The 15,834-nt window shown below is 50.8% G+C and carries 13 protein-coding genes and 6 tRNA genes; 1 reads left to right on the forward strand and 18 read right to left on the reverse strand.

Features of this window, described 5'->3' with window-relative positions:
* Positions 1-44 precede the first annotated feature (44 nt).
* The 11 genes from rplS to ATW55_RS13180 form a co-directional block, all read right to left on the reverse strand.
* Complete coding sequence (rplS, locus tag ATW55_RS13130; protein WP_067562631.1) at positions 45-389, reverse strand: 50S ribosomal protein L19; 345 nt, start codon at positions 387-389, stop codon at positions 45-47.
* Between the two features lie 149 nt (positions 390-538).
* The gene (locus ATW55_RS13135) at positions 539-1,276 is read right to left on the reverse strand and encodes a hypothetical protein (protein ID WP_067718620.1); all 738 of its coding nucleotides are present in this window, start codon (positions 1,274-1,276) and stop codon (positions 539-541) included.
* Positions 1,273-2,916, reverse strand: coding sequence for a hypothetical protein (locus tag ATW55_RS13140; RefSeq protein WP_067718624.1), 1,644 nt, complete (start codon positions 2,914-2,916; stop codon positions 1,273-1,275). The genes ATW55_RS13135 and ATW55_RS13140 overlap by 4 nt, the downstream gene beginning before the upstream one ends.
* On the reverse strand, positions 2,903-4,129 hold the full coding sequence (locus ATW55_RS13145; RefSeq protein ID WP_067718628.1) for an O-antigen ligase family protein: 1,227 nt from the start codon (positions 4,127-4,129) through the stop codon (positions 2,903-2,905). Before ATW55_RS13145 ends, ATW55_RS13140 begins: the two co-directional genes overlap by 14 nt.
* A 42-nt stretch (positions 4,130-4,171) precedes the next feature.
* Entirely contained in the window at positions 4,172-6,445 is a 2,274-nt protein-coding gene (locus ATW55_RS13150) for a glucosaminidase domain-containing protein (RefSeq protein WP_067718632.1), read from the reverse strand.
* 115 nt (positions 6,446-6,560) lie between these two features.
* Entirely contained in the window at positions 6,561-7,736 is a 1,176-nt protein-coding gene (locus ATW55_RS13155; RefSeq protein WP_067718635.1) for a thiolase family protein, read from the reverse strand.
* Positions 7,733-8,743 carry an asparaginase gene (locus ATW55_RS13160; protein ID WP_160327253.1) on the reverse strand — a complete coding sequence of 337 codons (1,011 nt, stop codon included), beginning with the start codon at positions 8,741-8,743 and terminating at the stop codon, positions 7,733-7,735. The genes ATW55_RS13155 and ATW55_RS13160 overlap by 4 nt, the downstream gene beginning before the upstream one ends.
* A gap of 182 nt (positions 8,744-8,925) precedes the next feature.
* Entirely contained in the window at positions 8,926-10,323 is a 1,398-nt protein-coding gene (locus ATW55_RS13165; protein WP_067718641.1) for a PASTA domain-containing protein, read from the reverse strand.
* A 14-nt stretch (positions 10,324-10,337) separates the two neighbouring features.
* Entirely contained in the window at positions 10,338-10,841 is a 504-nt protein-coding gene (locus ATW55_RS13170) for an acyl-CoA thioesterase (RefSeq protein ID WP_067718645.1), read from the reverse strand.
* Positions 10,842-10,976: 135 nt separating this feature from the next.
* A complete protein-coding gene (gene folB / locus ATW55_RS13175) occupies positions 10,977-11,345 on the reverse strand; it encodes a dihydroneopterin aldolase (RefSeq protein ID WP_067718648.1) in 369 nt (122 codons plus the stop codon).
* Entirely contained in the window at positions 11,345-12,640 is a 1,296-nt protein-coding gene (locus ATW55_RS13180) for an NAD(P)/FAD-dependent oxidoreductase (protein ID WP_153005163.1), read from the reverse strand. Before ATW55_RS13180 ends, folB begins: the two co-directional genes overlap by 1 nt.
* A 168-nt stretch (positions 12,641-12,808) precedes the next feature.
* On the opposite strand from ATW55_RS13180, the gene ATW55_RS13185 reads away from it, so the two are divergent.
* Entirely contained in the window at positions 12,809-13,978 is a 1,170-nt protein-coding gene (locus tag ATW55_RS13185; RefSeq protein WP_082685850.1) for an aminotransferase class I/II-fold pyridoxal phosphate-dependent enzyme, read from the forward strand.
* Here the strand turns inward: ATW55_RS13185 and ATW55_RS13190 are convergent.
* From ATW55_RS13190 to ATW55_RS13220, 7 genes are all read right to left on the reverse strand, one after another.
* A complete protein-coding gene (locus ATW55_RS13190; protein ID WP_160327254.1) occupies positions 13,970-14,989 on the reverse strand; it encodes an S-layer homology domain-containing protein in 1,020 nt (339 codons plus the stop codon). The two genes, ATW55_RS13185 and ATW55_RS13190, sit on opposite strands and share 9 nt — an antisense overlap.
* 224 nt (positions 14,990-15,213) lie before the next feature.
* Positions 15,214-15,288: transfer RNA gene (locus ATW55_RS13195), tRNA-Cys, on the reverse strand.
* Positions 15,289-15,293: 5 nt separating this feature from the next.
* Positions 15,294-15,369: transfer RNA gene (locus ATW55_RS13200), tRNA-Phe, on the reverse strand.
* Between the two features lie 48 nt (positions 15,370-15,417).
* Positions 15,418-15,493, reverse strand: a tRNA-Met gene (locus ATW55_RS13205).
* Positions 15,494-15,501: 8 nt separating this feature from the next.
* Positions 15,502-15,577, reverse strand: a tRNA-Thr gene (locus ATW55_RS13210).
* Positions 15,578-15,584: 7 nt separating this feature from the next.
* A tRNA-Gln gene (locus ATW55_RS13215) sits at positions 15,585-15,659 on the reverse strand.
* A 7-nt stretch (positions 15,660-15,666) separates the two neighbouring features.
* A tRNA-Tyr gene (locus ATW55_RS13220) sits at positions 15,667-15,750 on the reverse strand.
* Positions 15,751-15,834 lie beyond the last annotated feature (84 nt).

Below are 15,834 nucleotides of genomic sequence, written 5' to 3' on the forward strand. Positions count from 1 at the left end.
AAGAAAAGAGACTTGGATAACCCAAGCCTCCTTCCCCACGCAAGCTAGATACGCTCTTTAATACGCGCTTTCTTACCTCGCAAATTACGGAGATAGTAGAGTTTTGCACGGCGAACTTTACCGCGGCGCATCACTTCAAGCTTGTCAATCTTTGGCGTGTGCAACGGGAACGTACGCTCAACACCGACACCATAAGATACCTTGCGCACCGTGAATGTCTCACTCACAGATGTGCCGCGCCGACGTATCACGACGCCTTCAAACACCTGAATTCGCTCACGCGTGCCCTCGCGAACTTTAACGTGCACGCGCACCGTATCCCCAGGGCGAAACTTTGGAAAGTCACTGCGCAATTGCTCAGCAACGATCTCTCGCAACAACTGGTTCATAAACCAACCTCCCCCCGACAGGTGTTCTTGCCTCCGATTTATCATCAATCAAAGCAGCGGACCACCCTGATACCGACTGGTAGTATACCACACATGAGATATAAAAGAAAGGCAATCCAAAAAACAGTTTCCGACGACAATCGATCCTCTTAGGGTTGCTCAATCTGTGTCATCAAGTCACTCGGTGCGGACATCGGCACAATTTTGTTGTAGTTGAAAAAAAGCTCTGTGCTGTTGAGCGACGCCGTACCCAGTCCCGGTACGCCAACCGTCGATTGAACCTGAATCTGTCGAAGCTTTCCATCCTTCACATCAACGTAGACCGTATAAAGCGCCTGATGCGCAATCAGTTTTCCATTTGCGCCAAGTTTGGTCAAAGAAGCATTTAAGTCATTCGCCCGAAACTGATACACATAACACGGCCACGAAACAAGCGTCACCTGTGGCAATGTGTAGACGACACGAGGCGGATGCGCGTGCAACAGCGCCAGCATGGATGTCCACGGCGTCAAATCGGCAATCGGTTGAATGGGCGACCATTTTCCACCCGTCTTTGCATACGCAAAATTATTCATCTGGTAAATTTGATAGTCTACGCCACCGATCGTCTCATCCATGCTCACAAACCCTGGCAAAGAAACATACCCATAGTAACTGATCCGCCGCAGATAATGACCCGCAGCGACCGTCATTCCTGCCTTCACTTGATAAGAGTGATCATTCGAAACACCGAGCATGGCTGTCTCTACTTTAGACAAACCATTTGGATCAACCGTTCTTGAAACAATTTGACTGGTCATCGCCGTCGGTGTTGACGTAAGCCCACAGCCACTGAGAATTCCCATCGCCGCTAGACTGACAAGCCCAATCGAAATAGAACGCTTCACGCCTTCACCCCCCGCATGCGTCGCGCCAAACCAGCGAGAACGACGAAGCCATAAACCACGAGCACGACCGGATACCACGGAATCTTAGACTGGGACAGCAAAATGATCTCCTGATGCGCATAAACAGAGGTCAGAATCTGCGGCGGTCCATTCAAGACATGCACGACATGCAAATCGACCAGATTCCCGTGGTAGGCCCGAAACACTGTGTTTAGCGTTCCATTTTGGTACACGTATCCGCCCAGATAGCGAATCGGGTTTTGGCTGATCAAACTGGGTGAATTCGCAATAATAAGGTCACCGCCCGCGCGCGTCAAGACCGCTTCAAAACGAAATGTACTGCGCCCGCTAACCCACAAGGTTTTCCATGTGTCACTCGGCGTCAATTGAATGATCTGCGCCGGCACTGTATTGATCAGCATCGCGTCAGAGCCGTTTCCTGTGACATCTGCAAACACAAGGTCTGTCGTCAGCGGAAACAGATATGATCCTTTGAGTGTAGCGATCACCCGCGGGTTTGCTCCCAGCGAAATGACTTGAATGACATTGTCGCCCTCAACGACTGCCTGAGGCACTGGAGAGATGCTGCTTGGCAAAAGCGGTTTGATGCCAAGGATCGTTACGCCAGACGTTTTGACGTGTATACGGCGTCCCTGAAAAGATCCGCTGAGATAGCCATTCTGTAGCGACAAACCTTGCACCACATTTTGTGTGTTTCCGCCAATCGCCCGCCACTCTTCTTGCGTTGTGGCTGCCGTCTGAAGCGCCATCTGCCCCACAGCCGTCGACAGCGTTCCGGGATTCAAAAGCATCGATGTGTAGTATCCCGGATCTTTCGCCAGCGTGACATACATTCGAACATTGCCTTCCACAGAAAGAAAATGCGGTTGCGAGAAAGGAAAGTCGATCATTGCCAATGAATCGACATTGGCCCTAGCCAACTGCTGCTGTGTCGCAAGACTTGTGTGAAAAAATACTTTCCCTGGCTTGATCGAGATCAAATCATAGGAATGCTGCAGTTGAATAATCGCATCCTTTGTAAGTGTTGGATTGCTGCTCGTCGCCATCGCATCAATCAGCGTCTGCGCCTCATGTGGGATCGGTCGATGCCCCCGAATTGTAACCATCGTCTGCAACCCTTGCGAATTTGGAATCACTGTCACCGGGATGCTGGGAACCTGAGCATCCTGACTCGACAGATGACCAACATAGCTCACATTAAACGCTGTAAGGAGATTGACGTCACTAAGCGGGATCCACAGTTCAAACAGGAAAAGAGAGACGAGCGTCAACAATTGCCAGCCTATCCGCACGGGGACGAGCCATCGCCCCAAACCGATCGCCAGGATCACAAAAACAATCGTATCAATGACGCGCCACATTCCGGACGCGATGGCAAAATTACCGATGCCAAGGCTTAAAATCACCGCGTACAGCGTATAGCGCACCACCACACGGCGATCCCTTTTGGGGAATGCGTACATAAAGAGCAGGGATAATCCGACAACCATCACGACACCATAGTACGAATACTGAAGGGTCCAACCTGTAAACACCAACTGATAAAAGAGGGTGGCCCAAATACTATAAAGTACAAGCCCAACTCCTATGACGATGCGCCGGATCTTATGACTCTTCATCTGAAAGACCCCCTTTTGCCGCATAAATCAAGAGTAGGGAGCCCGTCAACCAAAACAGCGCGTTCATGTCGGGAACCTCAAACACATTTTCAAAAAGATTGTTGATCGCAACAATCACAATCCCCACGTAGGCACCGATGAAGACAATGCGCTTTCTCCGATTGACGGTGCGCTTCACTACGCGAAACACATCGCGAAGATAAACAAAAATCAGCGCCACAAATGTGAAAAGCCCTAGCAGGCCAATCTCCGCGAGCGTTTTTGCATAATAGTTATCCACATAGATCACGCCAAAGTAGCGCGAAGCAATCGCTCCGCCGTAGCGACCTAAGCCGGCACCAAAAAGCGGGTTGGCGCGCATTTGGTCAAATGCCCTTTCTGCTTCTGAAATACGCCCGTTGGCAAATGTTTTTGACCAATAGACAGGCGTAAAGAACTCACCCAACCTGGCATGAATCGGCGGGACAAACAGTGCCGCGAGAACGGCAATAACAAATGTGATGACCGCCATTCGGCGATCGAGCAGCCACGTGAATACCATGGCACCGATGAAAAAGGATAGCCAGGCTGCGCGCGTATCGGTAAAAACAAGCGTAGCCGCAGACAATAGGGCGCCAAACCCGTAAAAAAGTCTTTGCGCCCGCTCTTTTTCATACAACGCAATCGCGGCTGAGATCGGCGTGACAAACGCCGCGTAGTCACCGAATATGTTGGGGCTACCAAAAAGCGAGTACACACGCGTTCTCACATGTTGCGTAATATCCACCCACTGTGGAGGGATCGGCGCTTTGATGATGTATTGATAGACGCCGTGTAGCGACATGAGAAATCCTGTGAAAGCGATCGTTCGCAAAAGCGGAATCACATCTTCTTTTTCTACCACGAACGGCAGCAAAAGAGCATACAGCATGTACCAAAAATCAACGCGATAACCGGCGAGTGCCACAACAATATAATCGACATCCATTAAGATGTAAACGAGCCCGAGCACGACCATGAACACGAGATAGCGATGCGTGGGGTAAAGCGACGGCTTGCCTTCAACCATGTATTTTCGCAGTGCGTAAAATGCGAGAAACAAAAACACAATCTTGTCCCAGCTACCCCCGATAATCCCCCAAGGGTAAATATGCAAAAAATAATCGACAAGCGGGAAGGTTGCAAGCATGTAAATCATCCAGCGCCGAGGTTCCCGCAGTGCGCTCAAATCCATCTTCTCACCCCACACAAAATCTGCAAAACAAACCGCTTTTCATCAATGAATCGTCACGACATACTGGGAGTTGACATACCCTTTTTTCCCCTGCCCATCGACAATCTCCGAGAAGCCACCGGCACTTGGGGCCAATAAAACAAGATATTGACCATTCGTCACTGTATCAATCACAGGCGAAGACAGTGAGTTTGATTGATGTACATTGAGAACGCCGCCTTCGCTCAATCCGTTGACTTCAACGACGTTTTGCAGGCTGACTTGATTCCAATCGACAAACCCAGTCTGTCCGCTTGGCAAGGCAACCTTGTCCCATCCAGGTGAATCGCCGTAGACATTGAAGTAAGAACCTTTAGGGATGACCCCCAGCAGCGGCTGCATCGTACCTGTGTCATTTGGCGCCTGATACACGTTCATCATGACGCTTGTATAGCCGCGCGCACCCATCGGATACGGGAAAAATGGACGCGTGCTCTGCACCGGCATCAGCGGTTGCGAACCTGTCGATTGCGAGTATGGTGCAATCATAGACATGACGCGCGCAATACTGTTTGCCCAATACGGGTCTGTCGCGTAGTCGACATTCATCCCGTTTAAATTAGGGCCATTATAAAACGAGCCTGCTGGATTCAAATACAAATTGCGAACAAACCACGCCTGAAAATTAATGTCATACTCTACAGAGCGGAATGTCGCCGCAGCGTTTGGATTGGAAGTGTATGCTTCATAGCCAAACAAGTTGTTTCGCGCACGAGCAAAATAAGACGTACCCCACGCAGACTCAATAATAGCATGTGCTACAAGATATTGCGCGTTTACACCATACGCTTGTTCCGCTTCAATGAAATAGGCGCCAGAGTTTTGCAAAACGCTGTTTGACGCTGCGTGAGCCGCAAAAAAAGCGTTGATCTCTTGTGCCGTAAGCGTTGAAGAGGTTTCTAAATTCATGGTTTGATAAGGGTTTTCCCACTGGCCTACATAGGTCACTCCACTGGGGGTCTCGGCATACCAGTGGTCATAATCATTGGAGACATAGGTGACACCCGACTGCATGAACGAAGGCGCCGGAGCAAGCGTCGTGACTTCGGGTCCCCAATGATCGACAACCATGCCGTTTACGTTCGTAAACGTATCGCCATAGGGTGATGACACGCTTGTCGGATAGTTTGAATAGTCGACTTGGTGTGTCGCCGTTTCAATAACTTGCACGTGATCAAGTGTCTTGGCATAGGTGATCGCCGCCTGTTCAGACTGAAAGGAGCGAACCAACTGGAGATAGCGATATACCCCAAACGCGCCGGCGTTCGACCATACGATCTGATTCGTAGATAGCTGAATCACCACTGAGTTCGGCAATGCTTTCGCGGCGGCGATGGCGGCAGACTCCGTAGTGAACGAGCTAACCGTGTTAGAGCCCACTTCAACCACATAGGCCGGGACATTGGAAAACACCAAGGCACCTGTCGCGATGGATGAAACACTCACATCTTTTAATCCTTTTACATACGCGAGCGCTTCCTGCTCCGTCGAAAACTGTTTGACAAGCACACCGTTTTGATAGACGTTATAGCGCAGAATATTATCCCACACATCTTTATTCGTCGAAACGGACTTGATCTCACTGTTTGGCGTCGCAGAAGTCGACTGGATCGCGTGCTGCAGTGTTTGAAACGAGTCCACAAACTGGTTGTTGACGTAGACATCGTATTGCGCGGTGAACAGCGCCTGGTGCGTAATCGTTGAGTAAACAGAACCTTGAGGTGCCTGGCGCGCGGCTGCGAGCGCATCCTGAAGTGATTGATATGGCGTGAGGCCTGTCCCCAAGGAAACCTCATAATTATCCATCTTACTGTAAACGATGGCACCTGTTTCTCGATTGATAATGTAGACTTCCTGCAGTGAGGTCGTCGCGGCAATCGCCTGATCCAGGGTTTTATACGTCGAAGATGACGGCAGTGAATTTGCCGAAGCGAATGTGGCAGACGATTGGATGCGGTATGGATTCACAACGTTCGACTGGACAATCCTGCCTGTCGACATGTCAATGACCGTGCTATCGCGCAACTGACTCTCCCTTTTTACAGCCGCCGACAGTGCATTCGTCATAAGAACTGTGCGCAGGCCTTGACCCGTATCGACTACGACGCGATACCGGTCAGGAAGGGATATCGTGCGTACAGCGCGTGCTTCCGTGTGCGCATATTCAGATGCAGAAGAATACGTTGTGCCCATCGACATAGCGTGCGCATTGATCGATGTGCCCAGCGTGACCATTACGGCCCAAGGTAATAGAACGTTCAAACGATATCGAGACAAATGAGGCTCCCCTCCAACGTTATTATGGAGAGGAGCCACAAACTCTGTCAACGAAAATCGACATCATTTGAAAGAAAAAGAGAGATTTCCATCATATTTTTGGGAAAACTGTGGATCACGACATGCGTTCGACAATCATTGCAATCCCCTGTCCACCGCCGATGCATAGAGATACAGCCGCATAGCGCCCCTGACTCTCGTGAAGCTGAAGGATGGCTGAGAGAAGCAGACGCGCGCCGCTCGCTCCGACGGGATGCCCAAGTGCGATCGCGCCACCTAACGGGTTCAATTGATCATCATGAATCCGAAGTTCCTTTTGCACTGCCAGTGTCTGAGACGCAAATGCCTCGTTCACCTCAATGACATCCATTTCGCGCAATCCTAGATTTGCCCGTGATAGCGCCTGCATCAGCGCAGGGACGGGGCCAATTCCCATACGTGACGGATCAACACCCGCGATGCCAAAACTCACGATACGGGCAAGCGGCGGGTTCTTTTGTCGTGCAACTCCCTCTTCCCCAGCGAGCACAAGCATGGCTGCGCCGTCATTAATGCCGCTGGAATTCCCGGCAGTCACTGATCCGTTTGCGCGAAAGGCAGGTTTTAGCGTGCTCAGTTTCTCTAGAGACGTATCCTCGCGAATGTGCTCATCTTGCGCGACAACCGTGGTACCTTTTCTCCCTTTGATGCTTACCGGAACGATTTCTTTTGCAAACATGTGACGAGCGGCCGTTGCGCGTGAATGCGAGCGGAGCGCGAATGCATCCTGCTCTTCTCTCGCAATACCGTAGTCAGCCGCGAGGTTCTCTGCAGTTTCTCCCATCCCGCACCCTGCGTACTCATCCTTGAGCGTGGCCCACAACATATCGGTCAAATCCGGCTTCCCTATTCCTGCGCCAAAACGTGCGTTATGCATCGCATAAGGAATTTGACTCATGTTCTCGGTTCCTCCGGCGAGCGCTACATCACCGTGACCAAGCATCAACGACTCGGCAGCGCTCACGACAGCCTGCAGACCTGATCCGCAAAGCCGATTGAGCGTGAGTGCCGTCGAAGTTTGGGGAATTCCAGAGCGCAGCGCGACATGCCGCGAGAGGTATGCTGCGTTGGCGGATGATTGAACGACATTCCCAAGAACGACTTGGTCGATGCGAGACGGTTCAATGCCGCTTCGCTTCATTGCCTCAACGGAGGCAGCAATCGCGAGTTCTTCTGCAGAGACATCCTTGAATGCGCCACCAAAGGTGCCAAAAGGCGTTCTCGCCCCACCCAGCACATAGACGTTCTTCAAATTGAAACCTCCCCGTAGACCGCAAAAATTTCTCCGACTGTACGTTGCGCGACATTTTTCACAGCCGCATTGGCAAATGGCGTCAACGCGGCGCAATCCGACACACGTATTCCTTGAAGCTCAAGAGCCCGCAACACCGTGGGATAGATCGCCCGTTTTGCACCATCTGCAATCTTGACTGCGATGCCTATCCCTTCGTTCATGATGCCTAGACCATGCACTCCTTCTGCGCCTTCTTTGCCGACAATCCGCTCCGGAAATGTGTTCATAAGCACCGTGTCAAAACGGTTAGTCCCACCGACCATCTCTGCGTGGCGATTCATCGCGTGAGCAATTTTTGTGAGCGCATCGCGATAAATCTGCGGGGCATATTCTGGGTTTGCCAAACGCGCAAACAAGAGCGCTAGGGTTTGCAGCGGCACACCAAAAACTGGAGCCCCACATCCATCCGTCTCAACTTCGATCTGCTGGGGATTCACCTCACCAATTTCTGCAACCGCATTCAAAATAAAACGTTGTAAAGGATGATCCTTATCCAAATAATCATCTGTAGACTCACCGCGCGCCTTGGCTGCCGCGATCATGCCTGCGTGTTTCCCAGAGCAGTTGTTGTGAAGTTGGCGCACGTCAACCCCAGATTTCAACAATTCGCGCGACGCGAGTTCGTTGTAGGGAAGATGCGCTCCGCACTGCAGATCTTCTTCTCGCGCCCCTGATTTTTGCAACATCGACCACGCCAAGGCGACATGCTGTTTCTCACCACTGTGGGATGCGCATGCAAGCGCCAACTCTTGCTCCGTAAATCCATACTTTTCAATAGCGCCAGACATGACAAGTCCGAGAGCCTGAAACGGCTTCAGCGAAGATCGCGCAAAAACATTCGCGCGCGCATCCCCCCATGCGCGCAACAGTCGACCATCTGCCGAAACAACCGCCACGTGCCCCATATGAATCGACTCTGTGGACTTCCCTCTTGTTACATGAACCAACTCGATACCGTGACTCAACCGTAGATCCTCCTCGCGAATGTAACGCGCCATCTATCTTCTACTCTATCACCTTCTGAGCAGAAGGTGAACGCTCGAATCGTGAAGATGGCGCAAATCATCCCGTGGTATACCGAGAACGATTTGCGCCATCTTCACTGGCTCATCACAGCGCGCAGAATGGCACTCTGTGCGGATCGAATTTAGGGTCTTGCGCCAAGTACAAACGTGATAGACGCACTTGCTTGCATCGCACTGTGAGGCTGCGGTTGCTGCGAAAGTACGACACTCGTTGCAGCCTGTGCCTGCCCTTTTAGCGTGTAGGAATAGTGGATATGACGCGCCGTGAGGATGGAAATAGCTTGCGAATAACTCAATCCAAGTAGCGACGGGGTGAGGATCTGCCCCTGAGCCATTCCTATATAAAGCGTGACGGGCGTCGATTTCAAAAGAGCGCCGCCTGCCTGCGGCGATGAGTTCACGACTAGCTGAGACGGTCCCGATTGAGTGAGGACGCGAATGCGCGACGCAGAAACGCCAAGCGCCTCTAAACGGGCCATCGCCTGGTGCAACGTTTCGTTTTGAAGAGCAGGCATACGAGGTGTCTTTTGCGAACGAGTGGTTGTCACGTGAGTCGTAGATCCCGTGCTCACTTGATTGACTGTCGTTTGTTGACCGAGATTTTGCGCAATCCAAAGTCCCGTGCTTAAAACAAGAACAGCCAATACAAAAACGATAAATCCAACGCGCAGTAACTTTCGCTTTGCAGCAAATGGCAGCGGCTGCTCAGTTGCCGGCTCAGCCTCGTGGTCCGCAGACACTGTGCCTTGACGTTCACGCTGTTCACGCGCCTTTTTTTCCGCCTCAGCCTCCATCATGCGCTGAACAATGATCGGCACTTCAATCGTATCCTGCAACTGCTCGGCGGCAACTCGTGAAGGAGGATCTACCGGCTGGCTCACAGCGCAACGCATCGTCTGGCGAGGATCAATTTGAAACAAATCAAAGAGGGAGGATCGCAGATCGCTTAACGTCTCATCTTCTTCATGAATCTCCGAAGACCCAAACTTTGCAATCCCATCTGCCGTCAACCCACAGGCTCCTCCATGCAACCGCAACAGATGCAACAGATACACGCGAACGGAGTAAACGCGCTCATTGAGCGTCGGAAGGTGTATCGGCAAAAGCGCCAGAAGTTGCGGCCCGACATGCTGGTCCCATAGCACTTGGGCATTGCGAATGGCCACGGGCAAGCCTGCACGCCAAAGCGACTCCGCCCCCTCAATGACACTTAAACAACGCGCCAAAAGCCGCTCTTTTGGAGTAAAGGATTCTGCTTTTGCAAATGTCGACGGCATAAGAAAGATGCATGCGAGTTCATCTTCTGAGAAAACGCAGTCCAACACATCCGCTACATACTCGTGAGAAAAGGATGATCGGGTTGCAAGCCACTGTTCGACAATCGAACGTTCATCGCGATGAACCGTGCGAACAGCCAGAAATACGCTCCGGTTCAGGCGCACATCTTGCGCGACACCCATGCGCCAACCATCTTCGCCCATTTCAAGGGACGACGCATTGTAGCGCTCGGTCCAGTGCATGTGTGTCTCAACTCCTACCTTGCAGGTTGACTCGCTTCAAGAACTTCACGCTTCGCGAGACGACGCTCAATGCGGTGTGCGCGACGTTCTGGAGCTGTTTCATAGTGTCGTTTTTCTTCATCAGTTTCTGGATAAACAGGAGGCACCGGCGCCGGCTTTCCGTCAGGACCAAGGCCAACAAAGGTGAGATACGACGCACCGGTGAGACGGCGTTCCCCTGTCAGTAGATTTTCCGATTCGATTTTGCAGAAGATTTCCATAGACGTCTTGTATGTACATGTGACAAACGCCTCTAGTATGATGGCTTCTCCCACTCGAATCGGCGCAAGAAAATCGAGGCTGTCACTTGACGCCGTGACAACAGGCATTCGCGCGTGGCGCATGGCAGTGATGCTCGCAAGTTTATCGACATACGCCATCACGCGGCCGCCAAAAATGGTTCCGTGATTGTTTGTGTCGGGAGGCAACACGAGATCAGACATCGTTGTGCGTGAAGCAGAGACTGGTTTGGCATCCATATGCATCTTATCCAAGGAATGGATGGACCAAAGAAATGGTCGTCCATTGAGGTGAAGTAAAGGTTAAATAACCGACGATAATGGCGAGAACGCCCATAACGACCCACATCGTGCGTTTCATGATCGATGTCTCCTTTATGATTCAATCTGGGAACGCGTCATCTCTACACCGACCGTTCCAAAAACCCCCTGAATCGGCGCCCCCGGTTTTTCTAGCCGCACGGTCACCGTTAGAATTCGTGAAAACGACTCTAATATCGCCTGTGCGATGCGCTGTGCGACGGTTTCGACAAGTTTTACAGGAGGGCCTTCGACAATTTGTTTTACAACCTCGTACACCTTGCCATAATCAACCGTCAAAGCGACATCGTCAAACGCGGCCGCCTTTTGAAAATCTCCATATAAATGCAACGTTACTACGAAGCGTTGACCAAGTTTCGTCTCTTCTTCATACACGCCGTGACGGCCGAAAAACGCAAGTTCCTCCATTATGATGCAATCCATCAAGAATGCACTCCTTTATACGCATCATGATGAAAAGCGTAATTTGCCGCATGCGTTCCTGCAACATGTCCCGTCGTAAAAGCTACGGTAATATTATAACCTCCTGTATGTGCATGCACATCGAGAATTTCACCCGCAAAAAAAAGTCCGCTTATTTGTTTAGATTGGAGTGATCGCGGATCGACTTCGGAAAGGCGTATCCCACCACCTGTCACCGTCGATTTTGCCAATCCAAGTGTATCATGGACCATCACTTCAAATCGCTTCAAGTGATCGACAATTTCTTCTCCGCTTTTTGACAAAAGTTCACGCAGTGCGAGCGAAGGCTGCAATCCACAACGTTCAATGACAACATCAGCTAAACGTTCAGGCAAAATCTCTCTCATTAAATTGCGCACCGACTTCTTGGGATGCGCACTTCGCTGATCTTCAAAAAATCGCAGAAAAGTCTCTTTTGTAGTTTCTGGCAAGACATCAATGAGCAGCCTCAACGGTTGTTTTCCATTTTTCATTTGCCGCGTGACAACGCTGTGGCTCAACCGTAGGGCAAGAGGACCCGATAATCCAAAATGCGTAAAAAGCAAATCTCCTTCTTCTATTATTACGCGCTTTCCGCGCTCGTCCAAAAGCAATGCCCGCACACTTTTTAATGAAATGCCCTGCAGCCTTTTTTCTTGGATGAGCACATCATGCGAGACGAGCGCCACGGATGTTGGGTAAGGAGTGACGACAGAGTGCCCGTGTTCTTCAGCCATCTTATACCCATCGCCCGTAGAACCCGTGAGCGGAGCGCTGCAACCGCCTGTAGCGAGAACAACGGCGTGCGCTTTTAGGCATTCATTTGTGTTTGCAATCACGCCTGCCACTCTGCCCTCCTCACGCAAAATACCGCGAACGGGAGACGAATAGCGGATCGCTACTTCCTGACACTCTAATTCGCGCAATATCGCGTCCAACACCGTTTGTGCCCGATCTGTGACAGGGAACAGGCGCCCTCGATCTTCTTCTTTTAGTTTGACGCCTCGTGTTTCAAAAAATCGAATAATCTCATCGCTTGACCACTGTGAGAATACACTGTGTAAAAAACGACCATTCCCCGGAATGTTCTGCAGAATATGCTCTGTCCCTTTTGCATTTGTCACATTGCAGCGTCCGCCACCTGAGATCAACAATTTGCGCCCAAGACGATCTCCTTTTTCCAGGATCGTCACACGCGCGCCCGATTGGGCAGCCGCAATGGCTGCCATGAGCCCCGACGGCCCGCCCCCGATCACGATGACATCCGTATGAGTCACTCCACAATTCTCCTGTATCTCAATCTTTTCTTAAGCCTATCCGAAGAATTGGTCTCATGCAAGCGATCGATACATCCTATTGAAATTGTGATCTTGATTTCATACGCATTTTGCAGCACATTAGACATTGCGATAAGATCATTAATAAATGAAAAAGGGGCACATCTCGTGAAACTGAGATCGAAACGGCTCAACTTATTCTCGTCGGCTGTGTTCTATGAATTGTCCAGTCTCACAGAAAAAAGAAGACAAGCAGGGTTGCCTGTTTTTCCATTAGGGATCGGTTCTCCTGATCTTCCACCTCCTTTGCACAGCATCGAGGTTTTACGACAGGCCCTGCTTGAGCCCTCGTCATTCTCCTATCAACGAACAGAAGGGTTGGCAGATTTTCGAGCAAGTATCTCCCGTTTCATGGCAGAAAACTACAGCGTACAAGTCGATCCTGATGAAGAAGTGCTTCCTCTCATCGGCGCGCAAGACGGACTCTCACACATCATGCTTGCATTGGTCGATCCTGGCGATATCGTGTTGATTCCTGATCCTGGCTATCCAATTTATGAGGTTGCCGTTCATCTCGCAGGCGCAACCCCCTATTTTTATCCACTTCAGGGAGAACATGATTTTTTACCTGATTGGACGAAAATACCACAAACGATCGCTGAGCGCGCCAAGCTCATGGTTTTAAACTTTCCGGGAAATCCAACGGCTGTTGTCGGATCGAAGCGCGTTTTTGAAGAAGCCATTTATTTCGCAAGGCAAAACGAAATCGCTATTTTACATGACGCAGCGTATATCGAGATGCAGTTTGACGGGCACCAAACACCATCGTTCCTATCTATCCCAGGCGCAAAAGAAATTGCGATTGAACTCCATTCGCTTTCGAAAACCTACAACTTTGCAGGCGCTCGTGTCGCCTTTGCCGTTGGGCAAAAAGAGATGCTTGAGGCGCTGCGGATCGTAAAATCCCAAGTTGATTACGGAATTTTCCGTCCTGTGCAAAAGGCGGCGACGGCGCTTCTCACTGAGGATTACGGACATCGCCAAACCTTACGATTGATGTATCAAGAGAGGCGCGATCACTTTCTCGCACCTCTGCACGCTGCTGGCTGGGACATCCGCAAACCCGAAGGTACCATGTTCGTCTTTGCACATACGTTCGGACAAGATTCGCGCGCGTTTGCTCGTCGGTTGCTTGAGGAAACGGGTGTCGTTTGCGTTCCCGGGATTGGTTTTGGACCCTCAGGAGAAGGTTATGTGCGCTTTGCCTTAGTGACCTCGAAAGAAGCGCTAAGAGAAGTTGCTGAAGAAATCGTTAAACGACTCGATCGGTTACGCTAAGGGAAGACCTGCCGCTTTTTCAAGGTATATCCGCAAACGATTGATCCAATCCGCAGCTTGGGCACGTGTGATCGTCTCATTCGGCTTAAACAGCCCATCTTGATATGCTGTGACGATCCCCAGTTTGAGCAAATCCATGACAGCCGGATAGAACCAATCTGAGGGAGTCACGTCTGACGGTGTGACGGGCAGTGAGCGAGTCACCGTAGACGGCGATGGAGAAACGCTTGGCGTTGGTGCCGACCCTGCAGTTGAAGTCGGCGTTGTCACGGTTCCAGACGTTGTCACGGTTCCAGACGTTGTCGCAGGTGTCGCGGCGGAGGCAGCCAACGGGTACGATGGAGCAGGATAAACCGTCACATTTTTAATTGCTTGAAGTTGCACACTGCTCGCAGACTGGACATCATAGTAACTGATTCCAGGGCATAACGCCTGATGCGCTAATACCGCAAATTGCTCGATCTCAGAGGCAGTCGCCGCCGCAAAAGACTGTCCAATTGGGGCGATCGGGTGTCCAAGCGGTTTTAATTCAGCAAGAGATTGATCTACCGCGCTGGATACCGATTGTCCAAACTCAGCCCAATAGATCTGCGGAAGACAGACATCACAAAATGCACTGAATGCCTGGTATGGAAATTGAGGATGGAGACTGGGGAAGGCAAAAGGTGCATATCCGATGACAAGATGAGGATTTGCCGCCCGCAATGCATCTCCAAAAATGGTTGCTTCTGCAGACTTCCCCTCATACGCAGTCTCCGCATCAATCACATACCAATCTGCCCCAGCATCAATCCCTTGTTGTGCGGCCTGCGCCTCAGCAGTGGGTTGATTACCGTAGACAAAGCCCCAAGCGCCTACGATGAAGCCTGCCTGCTGAAGGGGTTTGACAATCTTTGCAAACTGTGAGAGTACTGTTGTTCCATCGTGACTTTTCACAAGAAATCCATCAACACCCAACCGCTGTCCCAAAGAAATGATGGATTGTATATCCCCACCAAGCGTACTAGCCACTTCCCATATCCATAAATGTTTCCCACGAAAAACCGACATTGTAGACCCCTTTCACGATGGCTACTCTGACTTGTGTAACCATCTATCGGTCATCACGCTTGTCCGTATGACCCTCCATTTTTGATATACTATGTACATAAACTAAAAATGGTGACAGGGATTCCACTTTTCAAATTAAAAAAGCCACTCAGGTTTGAGGGCTTTTTTTAAATAATCTTATGTTCTGGAGGCGCCACCCGGATTCGAACCGGGGAGTGAAGGTTTTGCAGACCTTGGCCTTACCACTTGGCTATGGCGCCACAGATGGTGGCTCGGGACGGAATCGAACCGCCGACACGAGGATTTTCAGTCCTCTGCTCTACCAACTGAGCTACCGAGCCCTATGTAATAGTATAGAACAATTTATCGTTTCATGCATCATACCATGTTGGTTGCGGGGGCAGGACTCGAACCTGCGACCTTCGGGTTATGAGCCCGACGAGCTGCCAACTGCTCCACCCCGCGATAAATTATGGAGCTCCCAACCAGATTCGAACTGGTGACCTCATCCTTACCATGGATGCGCTCTACCTACTGAGCTATGGGAGCAAACTTCTGGCTGGGGAGGTAGGGATCGAACCTACGAGTGACGGAGTCAAAGTCCGTTGCCTTACCACTTGGCGACTCCCCAAAATTGATGGTGGAGGGGGTAGGATTCGAACCTACGAAGCTTTCGCAACGGATTTACAGTCCGCCCCAGTTGGCCACTTTGGTACCCCTCCATGGAGTTCCCTCACAACTAGTCGCGAATGTCTTGGTTGGATAAGCCCTCGACCGATTCGTATCCGTCTGCTCCACACGTCACC

This window comes from Ferroacidibacillus organovorans (assembly GCF_001516615.1).
GTDB classification, from domain to species: domain Bacteria; phylum Bacillota; class Bacilli; order Alicyclobacillales; family SLC66; genus Ferroacidibacillus; species Ferroacidibacillus ferrooxidans_B.